The organism is Petropleomorpha daqingensis (assembly GCF_013408985.1).
GTDB classification, from domain to species: domain Bacteria; phylum Actinomycetota; class Actinomycetes; order Mycobacteriales; family Geodermatophilaceae; genus Petropleomorpha; species Petropleomorpha daqingensis.
Window position 1 is genome coordinate 3,615,430 of sequence record NZ_JACBZT010000001.1, and the last position, 25,309, is coordinate 3,640,738.

A 25,309-nucleotide genomic window follows, 5' to 3' on the forward strand; every position below is an offset into this window, starting at 1 on the left:
ACGTGGAGTTCCTCGTCCGGTCCGAGAACCGGTTGCCCGTCGACACCCCCGCCGAGCGGCGGGAGGAGCTGCGCTCCGCGGAGCGCGCCCGCGCCATGGAGCTGCGCGCGGCCGGCGTGCTGAAGCGGTTGTGGCGGGTGCCCGGCCGCACCGCGACGATCGGCCTGTACGAGGCCGACGACCCGGCGGCCCTGCACGACGCCCTGATGTCGCTGCCGATGGCGCCCTGGCTCGACGTGCAGGTCGAAGCGCTCGCCACGCACCCGCAGGAGCGGGCGTGACCGAGGGGACGCCGACCCCGATCTTCGACGGGGAGACCAGCCGGCGCGGCTTCCGCATGAACAAGCTGTTCATGAGCCTGCGCACCGAGGCCAACCGCGAGCGCTTCCTGGCAGACGAGGCCGCCTACTGCCGCGAGTTCGGGCTCACCGACGATCAGGAGCGCGCCGTGCTGAGCCGCGACTGGCAGGCGATGATCGACCTCGGCGGCAGCATCTTCTACGTCTACAAGCTGGCGATGATGGACGGGCGGTCGATGCAGTACCTGGGCGGAGTGTTCACCGGCATGGGCGAGGCCGACTTCCTCGCCGCGATGAAGGCAGGGGGCCGTCGCGATGGCTGAGGTGATCTGGGGGCTGGCGACGTCGCACGTGCCGTCGATCGGCGCGGCGATGGACCGCGGCAAGACCGAGGACCCGAGCTGGAAGGCGCTGTTCGACGGCTACGCCCCGGCGCGGGAGTGGCTGGCCGAGCACACGCCGGACGTCGCCATCGTCGTCTACAACGACCACGCCAACGGCATCGACCTCGACTTCGTGCCGACCTTCGGGCTGGGCACCGCCGAGCGGTACGAGGTGGCCGACGAAGGTTTCGGCCGCCGTCCGGTCCCCGACGTCATCGGCCACCCGGAGCTGTCGCTGCACCTGGTCAAGGAGCTCATCGACGAGGGCTTCGACCTGACCGTCTTCCAGGAGCTCGACGTCGACCACGGGTTCACCGTGCCGCTGTCGGTGTGGACGCCGGACCCCGGCGAAGCGTGGCCGTGCCCGGTGATCCCGCTGCTGGTCAACGTGATCCAGTACCCGCAGCCCACCGCGGCGCGCTGCTACGCGCTCGGCCAGGCGCTCGGCCGTGCGATCCGCAGCTTCCCCGGCGACCTCACTGTCGGCGTGCTCGGCACCGGCGGCATGAGCCACCAGCTGGCCGGCACCCGGGCGGGGTTCATCAACCCGGAGTTCGACCACATGTGGATGGACGCGATCGAGAAGGACCCGGCGAAGCTCGCCGCCCTCTCCCGCGAGGAGCTCATCGCCCAGGCCGGCTCGGAGGGGATCGAGCTGATCATGTGGCTGATCATGCGGGGCGCGATGAACGAGCAGATCCGCAAGGTGCACTCGGACTACTTCGTGCCCGCGTCCAACACCGCGGCGGGGATCGCGCTGTTCGACAACCGGGTCTCGCAGCCCGCCTGATCGCGTCAGGCCACGGGGCGGTGGTTTCGCGCGCTTAACCGCGCGCGGTTAAGCGCGCGAAACCGCGCGCACCGCGGCGCCCCGAGCCCGCATGAGAAAGGGCCCCCGGACGGATCGTCCGGGGGCCCTTCGTCGTGGTGGGTCAGCCCGCGCGGTAGGTCTCCCGCGCGTCGTACGGGCAGGGGGCGACGACGGCGCGGATCTGCACCTGCTCGTGCGGCTCGACGGCCGGCTTCGCCGACACCGGGTTCTCGCCCCAGACGACGGTCACCTCGGTGCCCGGCTCGGCCAGCGCGCTGTCGATGGTGGCCAGGGACACCATCTCCCGCTCGTTGGCGAGGTAGCCGACGTCCAGCGAGATCCCGACCTGCCGGCCGTCCTTGAGGACCGCGTCCTCGTGGTGGGTGGCGTAGCGGGCCTTGGGCATCTCGATGTACTTCGCGCCGGGGCCCGGCCGGTACATCGAGCCGACGGCGGCGGTGACGTCGTCGGCGTTCCAGACGAGGGTGACCTTGGTGCGGGCGGGCGTCTCCTGCGCCATCCGCTCCAGCGCCTCCCGGCCGACGAAGTCGTGGTCGAACTTGACCGTCTTGCCGTAGCCGATGTCGTAGGGCGTCAGGTAGTAGTCGGCGATGTCGTCGGAGTCGAGGCTGCCGCCGATGGAGCCGACCTTGCCGACCGGCAGCCACTCGCGGTACTCGGCCAGCAGCGGGTCGTCGCCGAAGATCGCCGGCAGCGGGGCCGGGACCCAGCCGGAACCCAGGTTCGCCGTCGAGTAGGCCTTGGCTCCGACCCGCACGAGCCCGTGGTCCTGGCCCGCCTGGAGCAGCGCGCCCAGCACGGCCTCGCCGTCCTCCCATGGGCCGAACAGCTCGAAGCCGGGCTGGCCGGCCATGCCGTGCCGCAGCCCGCGGACCCGCTTGCCGGCGATGGTGAACTCGGCCATGTTGAAGAACTTCACGTCCGGCGCCGGCGCGCCCGACACCTGCTCGACGATCGCGGCGGCCGTGGGGCCCTGCAGCTCGTAGCGGTAGAGCTTCGGCGGCCCGGACTGCCGGACGATCGAGTTGTCGTCGCGCTCGGCGGTGGCCTTGTAGTCGCCCCGCTCGAGGTGGAACGTCACCCAGTCCAGCACCATCGGGTGCCCCACCAGGTCGAACGAGTCCTCGTCGAGGTGGAACAGGATCGCGTCACCGATCAGGTGGCCGTCGGGGGCGACGGCGACGAACTGCTTGGCCTTGCCCGGGCCGAAGTTCGCGAAGGTGTTGACGCCGAGGTCGCTGAACAGCCGCAGCGCGTCCGGGCCCTCGACGAACAGGTCGGTCATGTGGTGGGACTGGTCGAGCAGTGCGCACGAGTCCAGCCACGCCCGCTGCTCGGAGCGCCAGTTCGTGAACTCCGGCTTCACCGGGAAGGTGCTGGGCGGGAAGCTGAGGTTGCGCAGCAGCTCCACTGCGCTCCCGGCGCGGGCCAGTGCGGCGGCCAGGCTTTCGGACGGCATGACGAGGGAGGTCCTTTCCTCTCGGGGGGCGGATATGCGACGGGGCCGGGCGGCGTGGGTTTCCCCGCCACCCGGCCCCGTCTGTCGACTCAGGCGGTCGCCTTGCTCCGCCAGCCGGCGTGGTAGTCACCGCGGGCGGTCTCGGCGTACGGCGCCGGGCTGACCACGGCGCGCACGGCGAGCTGCTCGTGCGGCTCGACGGTGGTCTTCTTGCTGCCGCCGTCGGGCTCGCCCCAGACCACGCGGACCTCGGCGCCCAGGGGCACGTTCGGGTCGACGGTGGCCAGGGAAAGGCCCTTGCGCTCGTTGGCGCTGTAGCCGGTGAACAGCGACGCGCCGATCACGTGGCCGTCGGCGTCGATCACCGAGTCGAAGTTCGACGACCCGTAGTTGGCGTTGGGCAGGTCGAACGTCATGTACCCGGGCTTCTCGCCCAGGATCCCGCCGAGCAGCTTCGTCAGGTCCTCGTCGTTCCACGCCAGCGTCACCTTGCGGCGCTGGGTGCTGGGGTCGATCGCCTCGAGCGCGTCTCGGCCGATGAAGTCGTGGTCGAACTTCACGAACGAGCCGTAGCCGAGCTCCCACGGGTTGAGGTAGTAGTCCTCGATCTTGTCCGACACGAAGCTGCCGGCCAGCGCGTTGGTCGCCTCGTAGCCGTTGGCCGGGAGCCACTCGCGGTAGTCACGGAGCTCGTCGGCGGTGTAGATCGCCGGCAGCGGCGAGGGGATCCAGCCCGACTCGAGGGTGTTGGACGAGTAGGCGCGCGAGCCGCACGGCTCGAGCCCGAACTCGCGGCCCACCTCGAGGATGGTGTCGCGGACCTTCTCGTAGGACTCGTACGGGCCCCAGATCTCCAGACCGGGAGCGCCGGCCATGCCGTGCCGGAGGGTGCGGACCTGCTCGCCGCCGATGTTCATGGTCGACATGCGGAAGAACTTCAGCTGCTCGAGGTCCCCGCCGTGCAGCTTCTCGATGATCGGCCAGGCGTTGGGGCCCTGGATCTGGAAGCGCCACACGTCGCGCGACACGGCCTTGCCGTACGGCCGGGAGGTCGAGCGCGGGTCGTTGCGGACCTCGACGTTGTAGCCCTTGGAGCCCTTGAACTCCAGCCAGTTCGCGACCGGCGCGCGCCCGACGAAGACGTACTCCTCCTCGTCGAGGTGGAACAGGATGCCGTCGCCGATGACGCCGCCCTCGGGGGAGACCGGGACGAACTGCTTGGCCATGTTGACCGGGAAGTTCGCGACGCTGTTGATGCCCAGGTCGGAGATCAGCTTGAGCGCGTCCGGACCGGAGATCCACGTGTTGTACATGTGGTGCGACTGGTCGAAGAGCACCGCGGTGTCCCGCCATGCCTTCTGCTCGCGGCGCCAGTTCGTGAACTCCGAGGGCACCACCGGGTAGATGTAGGTGCCGAGCTGCGAGTTGCGCAGCAGCTCGACGGTGTTGCCGGTCTGGTCGAGAAGTTCCTGCAGGTTGCTCGCGGTCATGTGCATCCGTCCTCGTGTGTTCTCGGCTGGGCTGTCGCGCTGTTCCTGCCCCGCGGGGCGGAAGCGCAGTCCGCGATGAACGCTAGGCCTGCCCCGTGTCGTGGGACACAGCCGGATGGCGGGCCGTCTCCGGCCGCAACGGGCGTCCTCGCGTACGTCAGATGTCGCACCGGCGGAGGGCCGCCGGGTGACCCTCGTCACCCTCGCAACGTAACGCCTCGCGCGGTGCGCCGCCGGGTGCCCGCGGGGCGACCGCCGATCTGCTTACCGTGAGCCGTGCTCAGGTCGCGTGCGTCGGCAGCGGTGCGGGGTCCGGCGGCTGCCGCCGTCGGGGCGGGGGAGGCCACCCGGTGGACCGCCGTCGGCAGCCTGATGGCCGCGGGCTTCGTCGCGGCCGCGCAGGTCGGCAAGGGGGCCTCGGCGCTCACGGAGCTCCAGGCGGATTTCGGCCTGAGCGCGTCGGCCGCCGCCTGGTACCTCTCCGCGATGAGCGCGCTCGGCGCCGTCTTCGGCACGCTGCTGGGCTGGGCCGGGCAGGCGCTGGGCTTCCGCCGGCAGGTGCTCCTGGGGCTGGCCACGATCGCCGTCGCCAACGTCGCCGGCGCCGCGCTGCAGACCACCGGCGCGCTGCTGGTCACGCGGGTGGCCGAGGGTCTCGGCTTCGTCCTCGTGGTGCTGGCCGTGCCCGGCCTGCTCCCCGGCCTGACCGCGCCGCGCCAGCGCCGGCTGGTCATGGGCGCGTGGGGCGCCTACATGCCGGTCGGGTCGGGCCTGGCCGCGCTGCTCGTGCCGCCCGTCGTCGCCGGCCTGGGCTGGCCCACGGCCTGGGTGCTGGACGCCGTGCTGGCCGTGCTCGCCGCGGTGGCGGTGCTCCGCTGGGTGCCGGGCTCACCGGCGCGCCGGCTGCCCGACCGGGCGGGGCTGCTCGGGGCGCTGCGCTCACCGGGCGTGCTCTCCCTCGCCGGGGTGTTCGCGCTCTACGCCGGGCAGTACCTGGCGGTCCTCGGGCTGTTCCCGGCCATGCTGGTGCACGACGGCGGGATCTCCCTGCGCACGGCGGGCGTGCTGAGCGGCCTGGCCTTCCTCGCGAACGCCCCCGGCAACCTGCTGGGCGCCTACCTCCTGCACCGCGGGGTGGCCCGGTGGCGCCTCGTCGTCACGGGCAGCCTGTGCATGGCCGCCACCGTGTGGGCCGGGCAGGACGACGCCCTCCCGCTGGGCGTGCGGATCGCCGCGGTGGCGCTGTTCTCCTTCCTCGCCGGGCTGGTCCCCTCGTCGCTGTTCAGCGGGGTGGCCGCCCTGACGGCGGGCACCCCCGCCGCCGGCGCCTCGGTCGGCGTGCTCACGCAGGGCTCGAGCATCGGGCAGCTGCTCGTCCCGCCGCTGGTCGTGGCGGCCGGTGCGTCATCGTCGTCGTGGACGGCGCAGCCGGCGGTGCTCTCCTGCCTGGGGCTGCTCGCCGTCCTCGGTGGGGTGCTCTACCGGCGGTGGGACCCCGCCTCCGGCCAGGGCGAGCCGCCGCGCTGACGAGCGGGGGATACGTCATCTGTCTCGACTTCGGCGCTGCCGCGGATCGAGACGTTCGCGTGACCGACAGCACCCGTCCTGTCTCGTAGCCTCCTCCGCAGGGGCCCCGGACGCCCCCACGCCAGGCGAGATCCGCCGAGGCAGCCCACCCTTGAAGTCGGCCCCCGCCACCGGGCGGTCGTGCACGGGACGGGAGCCACGGCGGACCGCGACACGGGAGGTGGCCGACGTCCGACGCCGGACTCACACCAAAATCGTTGACAATCTCGGACGAGATTCGTAGGTTCCTCGGCGGGCTGTGCGCCCGCACACACCGATGCAACGCGGCAACGGCGGGAAAGGCAGTCAATGGCGGCTGAGCTGACCTTGCAGGACGTGAGCCTGCAATTTGGCGGCATCAAGGTGCTGCAGGAGGTGAGCTTCTCCGTCGAGCCGGGCCAGATCTTCGGGCTCGTCGGACCGAACGGCGCGGGCAAGACGTCGCTGTTCAACTGCATCAGCGGCCACTACAAGCCGACCTCCGGCACGGTGCGGATCGACAGCACCGAGGTGCACGGCGCGCGCCCGGCGACGCTCGCCCGGCACGGCCTGGCCCGGACCTTCCAGCACCCGGCCCTGCAGCTGCACTCGACGGTGCTCGAGAACGTGCTGCTCGGGGCGCACACCCGGCTGCCCGGCGGATCGCTGGAGTGGTCGTTGCGACTGCCGCGCACGCGGCGCTCCGAGAAGGAGCTGCGCGCCGAGGCGCTCGAACTGCTGGAGCGCAACAGCCTGGGCTGGGCGGCGCACCTGCCCGCCGACGAGCTGTCGCACGGCCTGCACAAGGGCGTCGAGCTCTGCCGCGCGCTGCTCATGAAGCCGCGCCTGCTGCTCCTCGACGAGCCCGCCGCCGGCCTCCCGCACGCCGAGGTGGAGCAGCTGATCGAGACGGTCCGGCGGCTGCGCGGCGAGGACGACATCACCGTCGTCATCGTCGAGCACCACATGGGCCTCATCGCCGCGCTGACCGACCGCGTCGTCGTGCTCGACCACGGTCGCAAGCTGATGGAGGGGACGGCCGCCGAGGCGCAGTCCGACCCCCGGGTCATCGAGGCGTACATCGGGAAGGACGCCGCAGATGACGCTGCTTGAGCTCGAGGACGTCACCGCGTTCTACGGCCCGGTGCAGGTGCTGGAGGGGGTGTCGCTGACCGTTCCGGACAACGGGGCGGTCGGCATCCTCGGCGCGAACGGCGCCGGCAAGACCACCACCCTCCGCACGATCAGCGGCACCGTCCGCGCCGGCGGCCGCATCGTCTTCGACGGCAAGGACATCCGCGGCATGCGACCCGACCAGGTCGCCGCCCTCGGCATCGCGCACGTCCCGGAGGGGCGCGGCACGCTGGGTGACCTCACCGTCCGCGAGAACCTGCGGGTCGGTGCGTACCTGCGCAAGGACCGCAAGGGCATCGACGCCGACATCGACTACTGCCTCGACCTGTTCCCGAACCTGAAGGAGCGGATCAAGTCGAACGCGTCGGCCCTGTCCGGCGGCGAGCAGCAGATGCTGGCCGTGGGGCGGGCGATCATGTCCAAGCCACGCCTGCTGCTCCTCGACGAGGCCTCGCTCGGCCTCGCGCCGAGCACCGCGAAGAACGTCTACGACGCGATCCGGCGCCTGCGCATCGAGTCGGGCATCGCCATGGTCGTCGTCGAGCAGAACGCCAACCTCGCCTTCACCCTCGTCGACAGCGCGACGGTCCTGGAGACCGGCCGGAACGTGCTCACCGGCACGTCCGCCGAGCTCAAGGGGATGGACGAGATCCGACGCGCATACCTGGGGGGTTGAGGTGGGCAAATTCGTCCAGCTCGTCGTCGACGGTCTGTCGACCGGCTCGATCTACGGCGCCATCGCCCTCGCGATCGTCCTGGTCAACCAGGCCACCGGCCTCATCAACTTCGCGCAGGGCGGCATGGCCGTGCTGGCGGCCTACGTCGCGTGGTGGCTGACCACCCACGACGTGCCGCTCGTCCTCGCCATCCTGATCTCGATCCTGTTCTCCTTCGTGCTGGGCGCCGTGGTCGAGCGGTGGCTGATGCGGCGGTTCGAGCGGGGTGACCCCGACACCGCGGTGGTCGTCACGATCGGCCTGCTGACCCTGATCACCGGCATCTGCGGCTGGCTGTGGACGTACAACAACCAGCAGTTCCCGTCGCTGTTCCCCCTCGGCACGGTGTCGGTCCTGGGTGTCTCGATCAGCATCCGCTCGATCGGGACGACGCTGGTGATCATCGTGGCGATGCTCCTGCTGCAGGGGCTGTTCGTCGGCACGAAGCTCGGCCTGGCCCTTCGGGCCGTGGCGATCAACCCGCAGTCCGCGGCGTTCTCCGGGCTCCCCGTCGGGCGCCTGCTGATGGTCGGCTGGGGCCTCGCGGCGGCGCTCGGCGCGGTCGCCGGCGCGCTCGTCGCCCCGCAGCTCACGCTGACCCCCGGGATGCTGGACAACGCGCTGGTCTACGCGCTGGCCGCGGTCATCCTGGGCGGTCTGACCAGCCCGATCGGCGTCGTCGTCGCGGCCTGGATCATCGGCGTCCTGGAGAACCTGGCCGCGGTCTACGTCGACTTCATCGGCTTCGACCTCAAGGTCGCCGTGCCGTTCATCCTCATCTTCGTCGTGCTCATCGTTCGACCTCAGGGCCTGTTCGGCCGGAAAGTCGTGGTGCGGGTGTGATGGCCCCTCAGATGGCATCCGCCTCGGCCGTGTGGCAGCGCCCGTGGGTCCGCTGGGCAGCGGTGCTCGTGGTCCTGGTCGTGCTGTTCGTGGCGCCGCTCGGGCTGTCGGAGTTCACCAACCAGACGCTCGCCCGCATCGGCGTCTTCGCCGTCGCCGTGCTCGGCCTGAACGTGGTGATGGGCTACACCGGCCAGGTCTCGCTGGGCCAGATCTTCTTCCTCGGGTTCGGCGCGTACGTCACCGCGTACGGGGTGACGAACGACTGGAACATCGTGCTGACCTTCGCGCTCGCCTGCCTGGCCCCCGCCGTGGTGGGCCTGCTGGTCGCGCTGGCCGCCGCCCGCCTGGGCGGGCTCGCGATCGCCATGGTGACCATCGCGCTGCCGATCGTCGGCGTCCCGCTGGCCAAGCGGCTCAGCGACTTCACCGGCGGCTCGGAGGGCACCTCGACGGCCTTCGCGAAGGCGCCGGAGTGGAGCGGGCTCTTCGACGACCAGTGGCAGCTGTACCTGGTGCTGGTCATCGGCGGCATCGTGTACCTGCTGACCCACAACGTCGTCCGCGGCAAGTACGGCCGGGCGTTCGCGATCGTCAAGGGCAACGAGAACGTGGCGTCGTCCATGGGGATCTCGCCGTACCGCTACAAGGTGCTGGCGTTCACGATCGCCTCGCTCATCGGCGGCGTGAGCGGGTTCCTGTACATGGTCGTCATCCAGTACACGTCCCCGGAGACGATGAGCTTCGGGCACTCGATCAACCTGGTCGCCGCGATGGTGATCGGCGGCTCGGCCAGCATCGTGGGCTCGATCCTCGGCGGCCTGTACTACGTGCTCGTCCCGCAGCTGACCAACGCCGTCGACCCGAGCCTCACGGCGCTGCTGCAGGGCGCGATCCTGCTCGTCGTCCTGTTCGTGCTCCCCGGCGGCCTCGTGTCGCTGCCCCGCGCGCTGACCCGCGGACGGCGGCGCTCCCGCGCCGCGCGCGGCCCTGCCGCGCCCCCGACCACTCCGTCGTCGACCACCGGGTCGGGCACCGCGGCGGAGCAACCTGAGACAGAGAGGCAAGGTCACGCATGAGGAGACACACCCGATCGCGGACGGCGTTCCGCATCGTCGCCGGCGCGTCCGCGCTCGCGCTGATGCTCGCCGGGTGCGGCAGCCGCGACGACTCCGGACGCAGCGGCGCCGGTGACTCGGGGACCAGCCCCGGCATCACCGACACGACGCTCACGCTCGGCATCACCACCCCGCTCAGCGGTGCCACGGCGGGCCCGGGCACGTGCACCGTCGCCGGCGTCAAGGCCTACTTCGGTGCGAAGAACGCCGAGGGCGGCATCAAGTTCGGCGACGGGAAGACCCGCACCGTCGAGATCAAGGCGCTCGACGACGGCTACGACCCGCAGAAGGCCAAGGCGAACTACGACCAGCTCAAGGGCGACGTCTTCGCGATGACCGCCGGGCTGGGCACGCCGACGAACCGCGCATGGCGCCAGGCGGCGATCGCCGACGAGGTGCCCCAGGTGCTGGTCATGACCGGTGACCCGATCTTCAGCGACGAGAAGGAAAGCCCCTGGCAGCTCGGCTTCGTGCCGAAGTACCAGAACGAGGGCGAGGCCATGGGCGAGCTGCTGGCCACCTCGGGCGGCGAGCACAAGGTCGCGATCCTGTCGCAGAACGACGACTACGGCAAGGGCTACGTCGAGGGCTTCAAGAAGGCCATCGAGGGCAAGGACAACATCAAGGTCGTCAAGGAGCTCACCTACGAGGCGACCGACACCTCGGTCGACGCGCAGCTCACCGAGCTCGCCTCCAGCGGCGCCGACGTCTTCTTCAACGCGATGTCGATCACCCCGCTGATGATCTCCTCGCTGCAGAAGGCGCAGCAGCTGAACTGGAAGCCCAGCTGGTTCCTGCCCTCCAACACCTCGAGCCCGGGGGCGATCCTCGAGCCCGGTGGTGCCAGCGCGTACCCCGGCGTCTACTCGGTGTCCTTCGCCAAGGCTCCGGCCAGCCCGGCGTTCGCGTCGGACGAGGACGTGCAGACCTACCTGGCCGCCCTCAAGCAGTACGGCGACTACCCGGACCCGCCGGCGTTCCCGCACTGCCAGTGGAGCTGGATGGTCGGCGCGACGCTCGACCAGGCCTTCCAGAAGATGAAGGAGCCGACCCGCGAGTCCTTCATGGAGGCCCTGCGTTCGATCAAGGACTACCAGGCGCCGCTCATGCTCGAGGGCACGTCGGTCGACACCACCCAGGGCGACCAGCCCGCGGTGTCCTCGGTCGTCGTGCAGAAGTACAACGGCAGGGGCTACGACACGGTCCAGTCGTTCGACTGACGCCGGTCTGAAGCGACAGGGGCGGCTCGTTCTCGAACGGGCCGCCCCTTCGTGCCTCCGCCCGGACACACCCACCCCTCGAAGGAGACCTCCGTGCCGCCGCTGCACGACATCGCCCACCTCGCCCACGTCGAGCTGCTCACCGACAAGCCGGAGGAGAGCCTCGACTTCTTCGTGCGCTACCTGGGCCTGACCGAGAACGGCTCGGCCGGCGACTCGGTGTTCCTGCACGCCTGGGACGACTACGAGAACGCCACCATCAAGCTCACCGCCGCCCCGCGACCCGGCGTCGGCCGCACCAACTTCCGCGCCAGCACGCCCGAGGCGCTGCAGCGTCGGGTCGCCGCGATCGAGGCGACGGGCCTCGGCCGCGGGTGGGAGGACGGCGACCCCGGCTACGGCCCGGTCTACGTCTTCACCGACCCCGACGGCCACGAGATGGGCATCTACTACGAGTGCGAGTGGTACCGGCCCGAGGGTGACTTGAAGCCGTCGCTGAAGAACCAGGCCCAGGCCTACCCCGGCCGCGGCGTGAGCGTGCGGCGGATCGACCACATCAACTACCTGGCCGTCGACCCGGTCGCCAACCGCGACTTCGCGCGCGACGTCCTCGGCGGGATGGTCACCGAGCAGATCGTGCTGGACGACGGGGTCGCCGGCAGCTGGACCACCTTCACCAACAAGGGCTACGACGCCGTCTGGACCCGGGACAACACCGGCACCTCCGGCCGCCTGCACCACCTGTCGTTCGCGGTGGACAGCCGTGACGACATCATCCGGGCGGCGGACCTGGCGCTCGAGCACGGGATCCACATCGAGACCGGCCCGCACAAGCACACCATCCAGCAGAGCTTCTTCCTCTACGTCTGGGAGCCGGCCGGCAACCGGATCGAGCTGGACAACGCCGGTGCCCGGCTGGTCTTCGCCCCCGACTGGCAGCCGGTGGACTGGTCGGCCGAGGAGCGGGCGAAGGGCCAGGCCTGGGGATTGCAGACGATCTCCACCTTCCACACCCACGGCACCCCGCCGGTCGGCGAGTGACCGTGCGGATCGCCGTCCTCGGGCTGGGCGAGGCCGGATCGGCGATCGGCGCCGACCTCGTCGCCGCCGGCGCCGACGTCCGCGGCTACGACCCGAAGCCGATCACCGTGGACGGCGTCCGGCATCGGGGGAGCGAGGCCGAGGCGGTCGCGGACGCCGATCTCGTGCTGAGCCTGAACAGCTCGCACGACGCGATGACCGCGCTGGAGAACGCGCTGGACGGGCTGCGCCCGGGCACGCTGTGGGCCGACCTGAACACCGCGTCGCCGGGGCTGAAGGTCTCCCTCGCCGAGCGGGTGGCCGGCCGGGACGTCGACGTGGTCGACGTGGCGCTGATGTCGCCGGTGCCGGGCAAGGGACTGCGGACGCCGATGCTGGTTTCCGGACCACGCGCCCGGACGTACCGCGACCTGCTCGTCCCGCTCGGCGCGGAGGTCACCGTGCAGCCCGGCCCGGTGGGGGAGGCGATCTCGCGCAAGCTGCTGCGCAGCGTCTTCTACAAGGGCCTGGCCGCCGCGGTGGTCGAGGCGCTGCGCGGGGCCGAGGCGGCCGGCTGCGCGGACTGGCTGCGCGGCAACATCTCCGCCGAGCTGGCCGGCTTCGACGAGCGGACCGTGGACCGGCTGGTCGACGGCACGCACACGCACGCGCGCCGGCGGGCCGACGAGATGGCCGCCGCGACCGACCAGCTGGTCGAGCTCGGCGTCCCCGCCCGCATCGCGCCGGCGGCGCGCGACCTGCTCGTCGAGCTGCGCGACGCCCCGCCGGCCTAGCTGTCGTGACCGGACAGGTTGTTCACGCGGCGAGGCGGCTGACCGGCGGGTGACCTCCGAGGGCGGAATGGCTACGGGCAGTGTTGTAGTGCTCGAGCCAGCCGTCCAGCGCGACGGTGCGCTCCTCGTTCGATGCCCAGGCGGTGGCGTAGGCCCACTCGCTCTGCAGGGTGCGGTTGAACCGTTCGGCCTTGCCATTGGTCCAGGGCCGGCCGGGCTTGATGAACCGGCGGGCGATGCCCAGCTGGGCGCAGGCCGCGATCCAGGCGGCACCGATCCGGTAGCTCTTGGCGTTGTCGGTCAGCACCCGGGCGATGGTCACGCCCTGGGCGGCGAACCAGGCCACCGCGCGGGTCAGGAAGCCGGCGCAGGTGCCGGTGCGCTCGTCGGGCAGCACCTCGGCGTAGGCCAGCCGGGTGTGGTCGTCGATGGCCACGTGCACGTAGTCCCAGCCGATGCCGCGCCCGCGCACCTCCTCGCGGCGGCCGTGGATGCGCCAGCCACCGCCGACCGGCACCCGGCCGAGCTTCTTCACGTCCACGTGCAGCAGGTCGCCGGGGTGCTCGCGTTCGTAGCGGACCTGGCTGTGCCGGCGGCCGCGCAGCAGCTCGCCGGTCAGCCGGTCGACGTCGGCCAGCCGGGGCAGGCCGGCCCGGCGCAGCACCGCCCCGATCGTGGAGGCCGCCAGCCCGAGGATCGCGGCCAGCCGCACCGGCCCGGCATGGTGGGCCTTGCGCGCGGCCACGATCGCCGCGGTCCTCTCGGCTGAGGTGCGCCGCGGCAGCCGATGCGGCCGCGAGGAGCGGTCGGCCAGCCCAGCCTCGCCCTCGGCCCGCCAGCGGCGCACCCACTTGTAGACCGTTTGGCGGCTCACTCCGAGCTGCTTGGCGACCTCGCCGGGGCGGTGACCAGCTCGGACACGAGCGACGATCAGCTTGCGGGCGTAGACGGTGGTGCGGGCGTTAGCGTGGGCCACGGAGACCTCCGGTTGGGAATGGTGACGTCAAGCACCGCCACTCCTTCCGGAGGTCTCCTTCGTGATCAAGCCACCACGCCGACTGTCAACAACGTGTCTGGTCGCGACACCTAGCCCAGGGCCGCCCTGATCGCGGAGGTGAGCTCGTCGGGCGCCTCGAGCGGCACGAAGTGCCCGGAGTCCGGCAGCGAGGTCAGGGTGACGTCGGCGAAGAACTCCCCGAGGCGGTCCGACCACGCCGACGGGAACAGCGGGTCGTGCGCCGGCCAGAGCACGTGCGTGGGCGTGCTCAGGCGGTCCGCGGGGTCGGGGGTCTGCTCCTGGAGTCCCCGGGCGAGGATCCCCGACCCGGCGCGGTACCAGCCGATCGAGCGGGTGAAGGCGCCGGGCCGGGCGTAGCCGTCGGCCAGCCGGTCGAGGTCGGCGTCGGCAGGAGTGAACGCCGGGCCGGACCAGTGGGTCCAGAAGTGCTGCAGGTAGCTGCGCACGGCGTCCCGGTTGCCGTCGAGGAGCCGTTCGGCCAGCTCGAGCCGGTGGAAGTTCTGGTACCAGAACTCCTGCAGCACCGCGGGGTCCAGCAGGCGCTTACCGGCGCCGGGCACCGGCGGGGCGATCACCAGCGCGCGCACCCGCCCCGGCGCCTGCCGGGCGACGACCTGCGCGATGCGGCTGCCTATGTCGTAGCCGGCCAGCACCACCTGCTCCAGGCCCAGCTCCTCGATCAGCCCCAGCACGCTGCGCGCCTGGGCGTCTCCTGCGTACTGGGCGGGGTCCACGTCGGGCTTGTCCGAGTCGCCGAACCCGCGCAGGTCCGGGACGACGACGTCGGCGGCGTCCGCCAGCGCGGGTGCGACCAGCCGGAAGTCGCCGCGGTCGCCCGGCCAGCCGTGCAGCAGGACCACGGGCGGGCCGCCGCCCGTGCGGTCGTAGGCCAGCCGGAACCCGTCGACAGGCGAGGTGAACGGCACGGTCAGTTCGTCTCCGGCACGCCGAGGTGGGCCAGGGCCAGGTCGAAGTCGCCGGTGTCGAGCACCTCGATGCCCATCGCGGGGGCGAACTCGTCGCGGAACTCCCGGGCCCCCTCAGCGGCGGCTCGCAGGTCCTCCCAGGTGTCGTAGGCGACCGCGGCGACGGCCGTCCCGTCGTCCGGGCGGACCATCACGCTGAGGCTGCAGAAGCCCGGCAGGTCGTCGAGCTTGGGCATGAGGGACAGCCGGACGGCGTCCACGGCCTTGCCCACCTCGTCCGGGGCCGTGCGCAGCCAGGTGACCCGGGCGCAGGCGCCGTGGTGGGCCTCGTGCACGCGGTGCATGGCCGCGATCGCCCACTCCTGCACCTCGGCCGGCCCGCCGAGCGCCTCCGCCGTCCGCTCCAGGGTCGGCCGGACGACGTCGCGGCTGGACCGGACGGCGTCGGCGTCCTGCCACGACGTCGTCACGATGCAGCGACCCGACTCGGGGTCGGCCAGCATGGACAGGCCCACGCAGCCGTCCATCTGCCGGAGGATCGGCATGGTCTCGTCGCGGACGAAGGCGATGCCGGTCGGCACCGCCCCCGGGTCGCCCTGGATGGTGGTCGAGCGAGCGTGCACGGGCGTTCTTCCTCTCGGAGCGGTGGTCAGGCGGCGGGCGGGACGACCCGGTCGAGCCAGGCCAGCAGGTCGGCGACGACCTCGTCGCGGTTGGTCTCGTTGAACACCTCGTGCCGGGCCTCCGGGTAGACGACCAGCGTGACGTCGGTCAGCCCGGCGTCGGTCAGCCGCTGGACCAGCGGGTGCACCAGCGCGAGCTGCCCGTTGACCGGGTCGTGCTCGCCGACGGGGATCCAGACCGGGAGGTCCTTGCGGAGCCCGGCCAGCCGTCCGGGGTCGGCCACCTGGCGGGCCGAGGCGAACATCTGCCGGCCGTCGACGTCCGAGAGCCCGAAGCCGCAGCGCTCGTCGGCGACGTAGGCGTCGACCTGGGCGGTGTCGCGCGAGAGCCACTCGTAGCCGGTGCGGTGCTCGAAGGGGGCGTTGAACGCGGAGAGGTCCAGCGGCTGGTCGAGGTCCAGCGCCGGCTCGAGCAGGTCGAGGACGGCGGTGCCCGTCAGCACCAGGCCGGCCAGCTCGTCGCTGTGGTCGAGCACGTACTGCTGGGCGGCGAAGGACCCCATGCTGTGCCCGAGCAGGACCAGCGGCAGGTCGGGGAAGTCCTGGCGGGCCACGTCGCTGACCCGCCCGATGTCGCGCACCAGCTCGTCCCAGCCGCCCTCGCCCAGCGCGCCCCACTCGCCCTGCGCCGAGGCGCCGTGGCCCCGGTGGTCCTGGCCGATCACCACGAACCCGGCCGCGGTCAGCGCACCGGCCAGGGGCTCGTAGCGGAGCAGGTGCTCGCCCATGCCGTGGGTGAGTTGCACGATCCCGCGCGGTGTCCCGGCCGGGTCCCAGCGGTAGGCGGTGAGCTCGACGTCGTGGGCGGAGGGGACCTGCAGCACGGCGGGGGGCATGTCCGCAACCTAGGCGGTGCGAGGCGGCCGGCGCGCGTCGGGAATCATTCGGGGCGAGGACGGCGGTGCGCAGGCGTCGCCGCCGACCCCGGTTCTGAGGGAGCGAAACCATGTCCGTGCAGGCTGCCGACGGTCCCGTGCGGGCCCTGCTGGTGGAGGGCGTCCACCCCGTGGCCGCCGAGCTGCTCTCCGCGGCCGGCGTCGTCGTCGAGACCGAGAAGCGCGCGTTCGGGCCGGAGGAGCTGGCCGAGCGGCTGCAGGGCGTGCACGTTCTGGGCATCCGCTCGCGCACGCAACTGACCGCCGAGGTGCTGGCCGCCGCGACCGACCTGCGCGCGGTCGGCGCGTTCTGCATCGGCACCAACCAGATCGACCTGCCGTCGGCCACCGAGCGCGGCGTCGCCGTCTTCAACGCGCCCTTCTCCAACACCCGCAGCGTCGTCGAGCTGGCGGTCGCCGAGATGATCGCGCTCACCCGCCGGCTCACCGTGCAGGACGACGCCATGCACGCCGGGCGCTGGGACAAGTCGGCCAAGGGCAGCCACGAGATGCGCGGCCGCCGGCTGGGGATCGTCGGCTACGGCCGGATCGGCAGCCAGCTCTCGGTGCTCGCCGAGGCGCTGGGCATGAGCGTGCGCTTCTTCGACACCGCCGACCGGCTCGCCCTGGGCAACGCCCGGCGGTGCGCCACGCTCGACGAGCTGCTGGCCGACTCCGACGTCGTCACGCTGCACGTCGACGGCCGGGCGGGGAACAGCGGCTTCTTCGGCGAGGAGCAGTTCGCCCGCATGGTGCCCGGCGCGGTCTTCCTCAACCTCTCCCGCGGCTTCGTCGTCGACCACGTGGCGCTGCGCAAGCACATCGAGTCCGACCACCTGGCCGGTGCCGCCGTCGACGTCTTCCCGACCGAGCCGGCCGCTTCCGGCGACCCGTTCGAGTCCGACCTCCGTGGCCTGCCCAACGTGATCCTCACCCCGCACGTGGGCGGCTCGACGGAGGAGGCCCAGCTCGACATCGGCGACTTCGTCACCGGCAAGCTGCTCGGCTACCTGCAGAACGGGACGACGGCGCTGTCGGTCAACTTCCCCGAGGTCCTGCTGCCGCACCTGGAGGGCGTCACCCGGTTGCTGCTGCTGCACCGCAACCAGCCCGGCGCCATGGCGCACGTGAACAGCGCGCTGGCCGACAACGGGCTCAACGTCGAGCAGCAGCAGTTGTCCACCGCCGGCCACGTCGGCTACGCCGTCACCGACGTCCGCGGCCCGCTCACCGCGCAGGTGGTGGAGCAGCTGCGCGCGATGCCCGAGATCATGCGGGTCGACGTCCTGCCCTGCTGATGGAACCGCACGAGGAGATCCCGGCCGACCGGCTGCTCGAGGTCGCCCAGCGCATCGCCGACCGCCTGCTGGAGCTGCAGGAGCGGGTGAACCGGCAGATGGACGCCACGGCGTCCGCCGAGCTGCCGGAGATCCGCCGGCAGCTCGGCTACGGCACGGCGGAGCCGGTCGAGCTCGACGGCCTGGTGAACACGCGGATCGCGGGTCTGTCCATCGTCGTCACGCCGGAGGCGGTGGCGACCCTGCTGCCGGTGACCGCCGACTCCGCCGCGACGACGCGGGCCGGCCGCCGCGCCGTCACCGACATCGTGAGCGGTGCCGACGGGAGGCTGACGGTCATCGCCGGGCCGTGCTCGATCCACGACCCCGCGGCGACGGTGGAGTACGCCGGCTTCCTCGCCCGGATGCGGTCGCGGTACGCGGACGACCTCGAGATCGTCATGCGCACCTACACCGAGAAGCCGCGCACCGAGGTCGACTGGAAGGGGTTCGCCTACGACCCCTACCTGGACGGCTCCAACCGGATCAGCGTCGGGCTGATCGCGACCCGGATGCTCATGCTGCGGATCACCGCGATGGGCGTGCCCGTGGCCGCCGAGCCGCTCAACGCGCTGACCCCGCAGTACGTCAACGGCCTGGTCACCTACAACGGCGTCGGCGCGCGCAACGTCACCGACCAGACCGCACGGGAGCGGGTGTCCGGGTTCTCCTCGGTGGTCGGCTTCAAGAACTCGCCGGAGGGCAGCATCGAGGCGGCGATCCAGGCGATCGTGGCGGCCCGGGCGCCGCACGAGTTCCTCGGGATCGACCAGCACGGGATCACCGCTCAGCTGTCGACCCTCGGCAACGAGACCGGGCACGTGATCCTCCGCGGGGACAAGAACGGCCCGAACTACTCCGCCGAGCACGTCGCCGAGACCCGCGCGCTGCTGGCCCGCCGCGGGCTGCCCGAGGTGCTGGTCGTCGACGCCTCGCACGGCAACAGCCAGAAGAACCACCTGCGCCAGATCGAGGTGGTGCACGACCTGGCCCGGCAGATCGCCTCGGGGGAGCAGGCGATCCGCGGCGTGATGGTGGAGAGCAACCTGGTCGCCGGCCGGCAGGACCTCGACCTGCAGAGGGAGCCGAACGGCTTGACCTACGGGATGAGCGTCACCGACGCCTGCGTCGACCCCGAGACGACGACGGCGATGCTCGACGAGCTGGCCGCCGCCGCCCGCGCCCGCCGCGCATGACCGCGCGCGGTTAAGCGCGCAAAACCACGCGCGGTTAAGCGCGCACAACCTCCTAGTCCTGGGGCGGGCCGGCAGGAGCCGGTGCCGGGACGGCGGACCGCCGCCGCACCATGCGGATCGGCACCAGCACCGCCGCGGTCACCACCGCGGCGAGAGCCAGGAACGGCAGGGCGACACCGAGGACGACGACGGCCGCGCGCAGCGCGGTGACCAGCGCCTTCCACCCGGTGCTGAGCCCGTCGGCGAAGCTGTCCGGCCCGCCGACCGGGGCGACGCCGAACGGTGCCAGGTGGATGCTGAGCGTCGAGAGCTCCACCTGGTCGGCGAGCGCCGCCCGCTGGGACTGCAGCGACTCGAGCCGCTCCTGCCGCTCGGAGAGGGCCTTCTCCGCCGCGAGCAGCGCCTCGGTGGTGGCCGCCTGGCTCATCAGGCCCTGCAGCCGCGCCACCGAGGCCTGCAGCGCCGAGATCCGCGCGTCCAGGTCGACCGCGGTGGCGGTCACGTCGGAACGGGACACCGACACGTTCGCGACGTCACCGACGTCCTCCAGGTCGGCCAGCAGACCGGTCAGCGCATCGGCCGGCACCCGCACGACGAGGTCGGCGGAGGCACCCTCGAGCCCGCTCTTCCCGGACCCGGCCTGCTCGGTGCGCTGGTCGACCCGGCCACTGGCGGCCTCCACCAGCTCGCTGATCCGCTGGGCGCCGGTCGCCGGGTTCTTGACGGCGACGGACGCGGTGGCGGTCGTGACCACCTGCCGGTCGGGGTCGGACGGCGTGCTCCCGGGATCTCCCGGGGCGTCGGGCACGACCCCTGCGCCACCGTCCGCACCGGATGAGTCCGAGCCGGCCCCGGGGCCGGAGCAACCGACGAGCACCACCATGGTCAGCGCCGCGAGCGCTGTGCCGAGAGAGCGCCTCATCGTCGGGACGCTAGGCCTGCGATCTCGGCCCCGACCAGCACCGATGCCGAATCGTGGCGGCCGCGAGGCCTGATCGTGACTCGGGGGAACTACCCCGCGAGTTCGCGCAGCAGCCGGGCCAGCGCCACCCGGTCCTCCGCCGCGAGCCGGCCGAAGAACGCACGCGCGTCGGCGGCGCGCGCCACGGCCACCTCGTCGCGGATCGACCGCCCGGCCGCGGTCATGCGCAGCAGCACCGCCCGCCGGTCGGCCGGGTCGGGGGTGCGCTCCACCAGACCGCGCGCCTCCAGGCCGTCGGCCACCTCGGTCGCCGACCGCGGCGCGATCCGCAGCGCCTCGGCCAGGTCGGAGACCCGCGTGCCGTCCCCGTCCCCGATCACCCGCAGCGCCCGCGACTGCGACGGCGTCAGGTCCCACGGCTCGAGCAGCTCGCGCCACCGGCGGCGCTGGGCGCGGGCGGCGTGCATGAGCAGCTCGCTGAGCGTCCCGCTGTCGTCGTCGGCCACGGCGGAATGCTAGCCGAGACGTTGCGGTTACCACATCGTGAGGTAACCTCCGCATCGACTCGAAGACCCGACAAGGTGATGCCTTCTGACTGCCCCCAACTTCGGCGGAGGCGGTGGAGGCGGTGGCCGCTCCGGCCGCCGCGTCGACCCCGCCGACCGCGCCCAGCTCGACCGCAACCCGGTGCCGCTGCGCCGGATCGCCGCCCTGTTCCGCCCCTTCACCGGCCAGCTCGCCGTCGTCGTCACGCTGATCGTGGCGTCGTCCGCGATCGCCCTGGCCTCCCCGTTCCTGCTCCGCGAGGTCATCGACCACGCGCTGCCCGAGCACGACGTGCCGCTCCTCGCGTGGGCCGTCGCCGGCATGGTCGCCGTCGCCGCGAGTACCGCGCTGCTCGGCGTCGTCCAGACCTGGCTGTCCACCACGGTCGGCCAGCGGGTCATGCACGGCCTGCGGACCGCCGTCTTCACCCACTTGCAGCGCCAGTCGCTGGCCTTCTTCACCCGTACGCGCGGCGGCGAGGTGCAGTCGCGGCTGACCAACGACATCGGCGGCATGCAGTCCGTCGTCACGTCGACGGCCACGTCGCTGGCCTCCAACACCACGACCGTCGTCGGCACGGTGATCGCGATGGTCGCGCTGAGCTGGCGGCTCTCCCTGCTCTCGCTGCTGGTGCTGCCACCCGCCGTGCTGCTCACCCGCAAGGTCGCCCGCATGCGCCGGAGCGTCACCGCGCAGCAGCAGCGGCAGCTCGCCGAGATGAACGCCCAGGTCGAGGAGGGTCTGTCGATCAGCGGTGCGCTGCTGTCCAAGACCGTCGGCGCCGGGCCCGTCCAGGCCGACCGGTTCGCCGACACCTCCCGCGATCTGGTCTCCCTCGAGATCCGCTCGCAGCTGGCCGGCCGCTGGCGGATGGGCACGATGAGCATCGTCTTCGCCGCGATCCCGGCCGCGATCTACCTGGCCGCCGGGTTCCCGGCCACCTCGGGTGGCATGACCATCGGCACCCTCGTCGCCTTCACCACGCTGCAGGGCGCGCTGTTCCGGCCGCTCATGGCGCTGCTCGACGTCCAGGTGTCGGTCACCAGCTCGATGGCGCTGTTCAGCCGCGTGTTCGAGTACCTCGACCTGCCCGTCGACATCGCCGACCCGCCGCACCCCGTGCCGCTGGACCCGGCCGCGGTGCGCGGCGAGGTGCGCTGGGACGGCGTCACGTTCCGCTATCCGGACGCCGCCCGCAACGCGCTCACCGACGTCGAGCTCACCGTGCCCGCCGGCGCGAACCTGGCGATCGTGGGGGAGACCGGCTCGGGCAAGACCACCCTCGCCTCGCTGGTCCCGCGGCTGGCCGATCCCACCGTCGGCCGCATCACGATCGACGGCGTCGATCTGCGCGACCTGACCCTGGCCACGCTCGCGCAGATCGTCGGCGTGGTCAGCCAGGAGACCTACCTCCTGCACACCACCGTGCGGGAGAACCTGCGGCACGCCGCGCCCCAGGCCACCGACGAGGAGATCGAGGACGCGGCCCGCAAGGCGCAGATCCACGACGTGATCACCCGCCTGCCGCAGGGCTACGACACCGTGGTCGGCGCGCGCGGGCACCGGTTCTCCGGCGGGGAGAAGCAGCGGCTGGCGATCGCCCGCACGCTGCTGCGCGACCCGCGCGTGCTGGTGCTCGACGAGGCGACCAGCGCCCTGGACAACGAGACCGAGCGGGCGGTGCAGGCGGCGCTGGACGAGGCCAGCCGCGGCCGCACGACGATCACCATCGCGCACCGGCTCTCCACGATCCGCGACGCCGACGCGATCGCGGTCCTGGACGGCGGCCGGGTCGTCGAGCAGGGCACGCACGAGGAGCTGCTCGCCCGCGGCGGCCGCTACGCGCGGCTGGTCGGCGCCGCCGAGCGCGCCGTCACCCTGGCGGCCTAGTCGGCGGTGGCGACCGGCTGCGCCTCCGCGGGCACCGGCGCGACCGCCGGCGTGGCCCGGTCGCGCGGCATGCATGCGACCGCGACGAGCATCAGCACCGCGACCGCCACCGTGCCCAGGAACACGAGGTGCACGGCGTCGGTGAGCGGCCCCGGCGGCACGTGGCCGTCGACGGTCGCGGTGCCGAGCCTGCCGTTGACCACCGCGCCGAACACGGCCACGCCCACGGCGCTGCCCAGCGAGCGGAAGAACATGTTCGCCGCGGTGACCACGCCGCGCTGCTGCCAGTCGACCGCCGCCTGCGCCGCGATCAGCGTCGGCGCCGCGGTGAACCCCATGCCGAAGCCGATGACGAAGCACGTGATCGCCACGTGCAGCACGCTGGAGCCCTGGTCGAGCGGGAGCAGCAGCAGGGTGCCGCCCACCACGATCACGCCCCCGATCAGCGCGGTCACCCGCATGCCCAGCCGCAGGTACAGCCGCCCGGACTGCGAGGCCGACAGCGGCCAGCCCAGCGTGAGCGCGGCCAGCGCGAACCCGGCGATCAGCGGGCCGGTGCCCAGCGCCACCTGGACGTAGGTGGGCACGTACGAGGTCAGCCCGAGCAGGATCGCGCCGACGCACGCGGCCACCAGGCAGGTGGCCACGATCAGCCGGACGCGCAGCAGCTGCAGCGGGACGACGGGGTCGGCCGCGCGCCGCTCGACCAGGACGAAGACGACCAGCAGGACGACGCCGGCGGCGAAGACGCCGATGCTCTGCGGCGAGCCCCACGACCACGCCTGCCCGCCCTCGAGCAGGCCGAGGATCAGCAGCGTGAGCGCGGCGGTGAGGGTGACGGCGCCGGCGTAGTCGATCCGCGGCTTGCTGCGCTGCACCTGCTCGGTGAACCCGCGCATGATCATCGCCCCGGCGAGCAGGCAGAGCGGGATGTTGACGAAGAAGATCCACCGCCAGCTGACGTACTCGGCGAACACGCCGCCCAGCGTCGGGCCGATCACCGCGGACATGGCCCACACGCTGGCCATGTAGCCCTGCACCTTGGCCCGCTCCTTCAGCGAGTACAGGTCGCCCACGATCGTCAGCGACATCGGCTGGATGGCGCCGGCGCCCAGACCCTGCACGGCCCGGAACGCGATGAGCGCGCCCATGCTCCACGCCGCGCCGGCCAGGATCGAGCCGAGCAGGAACAGGCCGATCCCGGCCATCATCACCGGCTTGCGGCCGAAGACGTCGGCCAGCTTGCCGTAGACCGGCACGGTGACCGCCTGCGCCAGCAGGTAGATCGAGAAGAGCCACGGGAACTGGGCGAAGCCGCCGACGCTCTCCACGATCGACGGGACCGCGGTCGCGATGATCGTCGAGTCGATCGCCACCAGCCCGGTGGTGAGCATGACCGCGATGAGCACCGGCCCGCGCTCGGAACGGAAACCCACACCGGGCTCGTCCGTCGTCCCGGGTTCCCCGCTGCGCGTGCCTCGTCCCACGTCCGCTCACAGTGCCACGGACGTGGGACGAAATTCCCGTTGCGTTCAGAAACCTTGTCGACGGGGCCGCACGAGCAGCACGCCGACGACCGTGATCCCGGCCCCGACGATCAGCACCGTCCACGCGACCGTGCCCAGAGCGGGGAACTCGGCGCCGATCCGCCCGTCGACGTCGACCCCGGCCGAGCCGTCGGCGTTCATGACCACGAACACCCAGTCGCCGTCGCCGGCCGGCCAGGCGACCTGCTGCGTCCCCGTCCCGGACGACCGGGCGATCCAGAAGTCCTGGTCGGCGGGCGGGCCGGACGGCGCGCCGCCCGGGAACTGGTCGTCGGTGCCGGCGGGGGAGTCGAAGCCGAGCGCGTCCACGTGGGTCCGGCTGACCCCGTGCAGGTAGGCGTTCACGTCGTCCGCCCGGGCGACGCCGACGAACACCGCGCCGCGGTCGTCGGCGGTGACCTGGACGCGGGCGTCGCCGATGGAGGTCGAGACCGGGAGCCAGTCGGCGCCGGTCCGCAGGTCGATCCGGTCGCTGAACAGCGCGTGGGTCGAGGTGCTGAGCCGGTCCTCGGGCGAGAAGACGAAGCCGTCGGAGCGGTGCACCCCGTGCGCCCAGAGCAGGAGCCCACCGGCGGCGACCAGCGCGATGCCGGGCAGCAGGAGCAGGGAGCCGAGGACGAGTGCGACGACGCGGGCGGCGCCGCGGCGCCGCGGAGCGGGCGAGGTGTAGGCGGGCGGTGCGGAGATGCTGGTCATGACCAACTCCTCGGGGTCAGCCGTGCAGGACGATCGGCAGGACGAGGGCGAGCAGGAAGACGCTCTGCGCGCTGTGCACGGCGATGCCGATGAGCGCGCTGCGGTAGCGCCGCGACGGCAGCGCGAGGGCGACCATGTCGAGCAGGGCCGACGGGATCACCCACGGCAGGTGGACGTGGTAGCAGGCGAAGAGCAGCCCGTTGACCACCCAGTCGTAGCGGCCGAACGCGCCGGACATGCGGGGCAGCAAGTAGCCGCGGAACAGCAGCTCCTCGCCGAGCACGGTGTTGAACACCCACAGCACGACCAGGACGGCGAGCCAGCCCCACGACCCGCCGAGCAGCGCCGCGCCGGCGTCGGAGCCCATGAAGGCGCCGAAGTCGCGGGCCGCGGGGACCGGCAGTGCCGGCACGAACTGCTCGGCGGCGAACCACGCGACCGCCGGGATCAGGACCAGCCAGAGCCGGCCACCGCGGCGGCCGGTGCGCGAATTCCGCGGAGCCCGCAACCACAGGGCCTCCCGGACGACGGGCCAGCGCAGCGTGCCCTGCTCCCGCCGGACGAGGACCGCCACGAGCACGAACTGCCAGACCAGCCCGGCGGTCAGGCAGACGATCAGCGTGCGGGCCAGCGGTGCCGGGCCGTCGAGGTGGTCGGCCACGAGCGGCGCGACCACCCACGCGAGCACCCCCATCGGGACGGCGGCGGCCGCCCAGACGGCGAGCACCCCGCGCCGGCGGAGCTGAGGGATCACGACCTCGCCCGACGCGGGGCGGGGGACGGTGGTGGTGCTCATGACGGTGCCTCTTTGGGGGAGCCG

At 72.3% G+C, this 25,309-nt stretch carries 25 protein-coding genes; 14 read left to right on the forward strand and 11 right to left on the reverse strand.

Annotated features, from left to right (window positions below; translation table 11 throughout):
• Nucleotides 1-2: 2 nt before the first annotated feature.
• From GGQ55_RS27935 to GGQ55_RS17935, 3 genes are read left to right on the forward strand one after another with little or no spacing between them, the layout of a single operon-like run.
• A complete protein-coding gene (locus GGQ55_RS27935) occupies nt 3-281 on the forward strand; it encodes a muconolactone Delta-isomerase family protein (RefSeq protein WP_179719022.1) in 279 nt (92 codons plus the stop codon).
• Nucleotides 278-622: a protocatechuate 3,4-dioxygenase gene (locus tag GGQ55_RS17930; protein ID WP_366489623.1), complete on the forward strand. Its 345-nt coding sequence runs from the start codon at nt 278-280 to the stop codon at nt 620-622. Before GGQ55_RS27935 ends, GGQ55_RS17930 begins: the two co-directional genes overlap by 4 nt.
• A complete protein-coding gene (locus tag GGQ55_RS17935; RefSeq protein WP_179719023.1) occupies nt 615-1,472 on the forward strand; it encodes a class III extradiol dioxygenase subunit beta in 858 nt (285 codons plus the stop codon). The genes GGQ55_RS17930 and GGQ55_RS17935 overlap by 8 nt, the downstream gene beginning before the upstream one ends.
• 142 nt (nt 1,473-1,614) lie before the next feature.
• Here the strand turns inward: GGQ55_RS17935 and GGQ55_RS17940 are convergent, their stop codons facing one another.
• Together GGQ55_RS17940 and ligM are read right to left on the reverse strand one after the other, a co-directional pair.
• Complete coding sequence (locus tag GGQ55_RS17940) at nt 1,615-2,973, reverse strand: aminomethyl transferase family protein (RefSeq protein WP_179719026.1); 1,359 nt, start codon at nt 2,971-2,973, stop codon at nt 1,615-1,617.
• Nucleotides 2,974-3,062: 89 nt separating this feature from the next.
• Nucleotides 3,063-4,463, reverse strand: a complete 1,401-nt coding sequence (ligM, locus tag GGQ55_RS17945) for a vanillate/3-O-methylgallate O-demethylase (protein WP_179719028.1) — start codon at nt 4,461-4,463, stop codon at nt 3,063-3,065.
• Nucleotides 4,464-4,739: 276 nt separating this feature from the next.
• Here ligM and GGQ55_RS17950 point away from each other — a divergent pair, with 276 nt between their 5' ends.
• From GGQ55_RS17950 to GGQ55_RS17985, 8 genes are all read left to right on the forward strand, one after another.
• The gene (locus GGQ55_RS17950; protein WP_179719030.1) at nt 4,740-5,990 is read left to right on the forward strand and encodes an MFS transporter; all 1,251 of its coding nucleotides are present in this window, start codon (nt 4,740-4,742) and stop codon (nt 5,988-5,990) included.
• A 375-nt stretch (nt 5,991-6,365) separates the two neighbouring features.
• Nucleotides 6,366-7,121, forward strand: coding sequence for an ABC transporter ATP-binding protein (locus tag GGQ55_RS17955; RefSeq protein ID WP_366489626.1), 756 nt, complete (start codon nt 6,366-6,368; stop codon nt 7,119-7,121).
• Nucleotides 7,108-7,818 carry an ABC transporter ATP-binding protein gene (locus GGQ55_RS17960; RefSeq protein ID WP_179719034.1) on the forward strand — a complete coding sequence of 237 codons (711 nt, stop codon included), beginning with the start codon at nt 7,108-7,110 and terminating at the stop codon, nt 7,816-7,818. Before GGQ55_RS17955 ends, GGQ55_RS17960 begins: the two co-directional genes overlap by 14 nt.
• A gap of 1 nt (nt 7,819) precedes the next feature.
• Entirely contained in the window at nt 7,820-8,701 is an 882-nt protein-coding gene (locus GGQ55_RS17965) for a branched-chain amino acid ABC transporter permease (RefSeq protein ID WP_179719036.1), read from the forward strand.
• Nucleotides 8,702-8,712: 11 nt separating this feature from the next.
• The gene (locus GGQ55_RS17970) at nt 8,713-9,780 is read left to right on the forward strand and encodes a branched-chain amino acid ABC transporter permease (RefSeq protein WP_218859328.1); all 1,068 of its coding nucleotides are present in this window, start codon (nt 8,713-8,715) and stop codon (nt 9,778-9,780) included.
• On the forward strand, nt 9,777-11,039 hold the full coding sequence (locus GGQ55_RS17975) for an ABC transporter substrate-binding protein (protein ID WP_179719040.1): 1,263 nt from the start codon (nt 9,777-9,779) through the stop codon (nt 11,037-11,039). The genes GGQ55_RS17970 and GGQ55_RS17975 overlap by 4 nt, the downstream gene beginning before the upstream one ends.
• A gap of 93 nt (nt 11,040-11,132) precedes the next feature.
• Nucleotides 11,133-12,080 carry a VOC family protein gene (locus GGQ55_RS17980; protein ID WP_179719042.1) on the forward strand — a complete coding sequence of 316 codons (948 nt, stop codon included), beginning with the start codon at nt 11,133-11,135 and terminating at the stop codon, nt 12,078-12,080.
• Between the two features lie 2 nt (nt 12,081-12,082).
• Nucleotides 12,083-12,853, forward strand: a complete 771-nt coding sequence (locus GGQ55_RS17985; protein ID WP_366489630.1) for a DUF1932 domain-containing protein — start codon at nt 12,083-12,085, stop codon at nt 12,851-12,853.
• A 22-nt stretch (nt 12,854-12,875) separates the two neighbouring features.
• Here GGQ55_RS17985 and GGQ55_RS17990 read toward each other — a convergent pair whose 3' ends face one another.
• The 4 genes from GGQ55_RS17990 to GGQ55_RS18005 all read right to left on the reverse strand — a co-directional run bounded on the left by GGQ55_RS17990 (nt 12,876) and on the right by GGQ55_RS18005 (nt 16,316).
• Complete coding sequence (locus GGQ55_RS17990; protein WP_179719046.1) at nt 12,876-13,829, reverse strand: IS481 family transposase; 954 nt, start codon at nt 13,827-13,829, stop codon at nt 12,876-12,878.
• Nucleotides 13,830-13,939: 110 nt separating this feature from the next.
• Complete coding sequence (locus GGQ55_RS17995) at nt 13,940-14,797, reverse strand: alpha/beta fold hydrolase (RefSeq protein ID WP_179719048.1); 858 nt, start codon at nt 14,795-14,797, stop codon at nt 13,940-13,942.
• Nucleotides 14,798-14,799: 2 nt separating this feature from the next.
• Entirely contained in the window at nt 14,800-15,420 is a 621-nt protein-coding gene (locus GGQ55_RS18000; RefSeq protein WP_179719050.1) for a hypothetical protein, read from the reverse strand.
• Between the two features lie 26 nt (nt 15,421-15,446).
• A complete protein-coding gene (locus tag GGQ55_RS18005) occupies nt 15,447-16,316 on the reverse strand; it encodes an alpha/beta fold hydrolase (protein WP_179719052.1) in 870 nt (289 codons plus the stop codon).
• Nucleotides 16,317-16,426: 110 nt separating this feature from the next.
• On the opposite strand from GGQ55_RS18005, the gene serA reads away from it, so the two are divergent.
• Nucleotides 16,427-17,653, forward strand: a complete 1,227-nt coding sequence (gene serA / locus GGQ55_RS18010) for a phosphoglycerate dehydrogenase (protein WP_179719054.1) — start codon at nt 16,427-16,429, stop codon at nt 17,651-17,653.
• Complete coding sequence (locus GGQ55_RS18015; RefSeq protein WP_179719056.1) at nt 17,653-18,888, forward strand: 3-deoxy-7-phosphoheptulonate synthase; 1,236 nt, start codon at nt 17,653-17,655, stop codon at nt 18,886-18,888. Before serA ends, GGQ55_RS18015 begins: the two co-directional genes overlap by 1 nt.
• 52 nt (nt 18,889-18,940) lie before the next feature.
• On the opposite strand, the gene GGQ55_RS18020 is transcribed toward GGQ55_RS18015, so the two are convergent.
• Both GGQ55_RS18020 and GGQ55_RS18025 read right to left on the reverse strand, forming a co-directional pair.
• A complete protein-coding gene (locus GGQ55_RS18020) occupies nt 18,941-19,810 on the reverse strand; it encodes a DUF4349 domain-containing protein (RefSeq protein ID WP_179719058.1) in 870 nt (289 codons plus the stop codon).
• A gap of 89 nt (nt 19,811-19,899) precedes the next feature.
• On the reverse strand, nt 19,900-20,316 hold the full coding sequence (locus tag GGQ55_RS18025) for a MarR family winged helix-turn-helix transcriptional regulator (RefSeq protein ID WP_179719060.1): 417 nt from the start codon (nt 20,314-20,316) through the stop codon (nt 19,900-19,902).
• A gap of 181 nt (nt 20,317-20,497) precedes the next feature.
• Here GGQ55_RS18025 and GGQ55_RS18030 point away from each other — a divergent pair, with 181 nt between their 5' ends.
• Nucleotides 20,498-22,246, forward strand: coding sequence for an ABC transporter ATP-binding protein (locus tag GGQ55_RS18030; protein WP_366489634.1), 1,749 nt, complete (start codon nt 20,498-20,500; stop codon nt 22,244-22,246).
• Here GGQ55_RS18030 and GGQ55_RS18035 read toward each other — a convergent pair.
• From GGQ55_RS18035 to GGQ55_RS18045, 3 genes are all read right to left on the reverse strand, one after another.
• On the reverse strand, nt 22,243-23,682 hold the full coding sequence (locus tag GGQ55_RS18035; protein ID WP_366489636.1) for an MDR family MFS transporter: 1,440 nt from the start codon (nt 23,680-23,682) through the stop codon (nt 22,243-22,245). The two genes, GGQ55_RS18030 and GGQ55_RS18035, sit on opposite strands and share 4 nt — an antisense overlap.
• 96 nt (nt 23,683-23,778) lie before the next feature.
• Nucleotides 23,779-24,489 carry a hypothetical protein gene (locus GGQ55_RS18040; protein ID WP_179719062.1) on the reverse strand — a complete coding sequence of 237 codons (711 nt, stop codon included), beginning with the start codon at nt 24,487-24,489 and terminating at the stop codon, nt 23,779-23,781.
• 16 nt (nt 24,490-24,505) lie between these two features.
• Nucleotides 24,506-25,285, reverse strand: coding sequence for a CPBP family intramembrane glutamic endopeptidase (locus tag GGQ55_RS18045; RefSeq protein WP_179719064.1), 780 nt, complete (start codon nt 25,283-25,285; stop codon nt 24,506-24,508).
• Nucleotides 25,286-25,309 lie beyond the last annotated feature (24 nt).

Excerpts from the sequence above, each read along its gene's own strand:
- GGQ55_RS18045 (WP_179719064.1), bottom strand. The coding sequence starts at position 25,285 with ATGAGCACCACCACCGTCCCCCGCCCCGCGTCGGGCGAGGTCGTGATC.
- GGQ55_RS18040 (WP_179719062.1), bottom strand. The coding sequence starts at position 24,489 with ATGACCAGCATCTCCGCACCGCCCGCCTACACCTCGCCCGCTCCGCGG.
- GGQ55_RS18020 (WP_179719058.1), bottom strand. The coding sequence starts at position 19,810 with ATGAGGCGCTCTCTCGGCACAGCGCTCGCGGCGCTGACCATGGTGGTG.
- GGQ55_RS18015 (WP_179719056.1), top strand. The coding sequence starts at position 17,653 with ATGGAACCGCACGAGGAGATCCCGGCCGACCGGCTGCTCGAGGTCGCC.
- GGQ55_RS17935 (WP_179719023.1), top strand. The coding sequence starts at position 615 with ATGGCTGAGGTGATCTGGGGGCTGGCGACGTCGCACGTGCCGTCGATC.
- GGQ55_RS17940 (WP_179719026.1), bottom strand. The coding sequence starts at position 2,973 with ATGCCGTCCGAAAGCCTGGCCGCCGCACTGGCCCGCGCCGGGAGCGCA.
- GGQ55_RS17970 (WP_218859328.1), top strand. The coding sequence starts at position 8,713 with ATGGCATCCGCCTCGGCCGTGTGGCAGCGCCCGTGGGTCCGCTGGGCA.
- ligM (WP_179719028.1), bottom strand. The coding sequence starts at position 4,463 with ATGACCGCGAGCAACCTGCAGGAACTTCTCGACCAGACCGGCAACACC.
- serA (WP_179719054.1), top strand. The coding sequence starts at position 16,427 with ATGTCCGTGCAGGCTGCCGACGGTCCCGTGCGGGCCCTGCTGGTGGAG.
- GGQ55_RS18005 (WP_179719052.1), bottom strand. The coding sequence starts at position 16,316 with ATGCCCCCCGCCGTGCTGCAGGTCCCCTCCGCCCACGACGTCGAGCTC.
- GGQ55_RS17975 (WP_179719040.1), top strand. The coding sequence starts at position 9,777 with ATGAGGAGACACACCCGATCGCGGACGGCGTTCCGCATCGTCGCCGGC.
- GGQ55_RS17960 (WP_179719034.1), top strand. The coding sequence starts at position 7,108 with ATGACGCTGCTTGAGCTCGAGGACGTCACCGCGTTCTACGGCCCGGTG.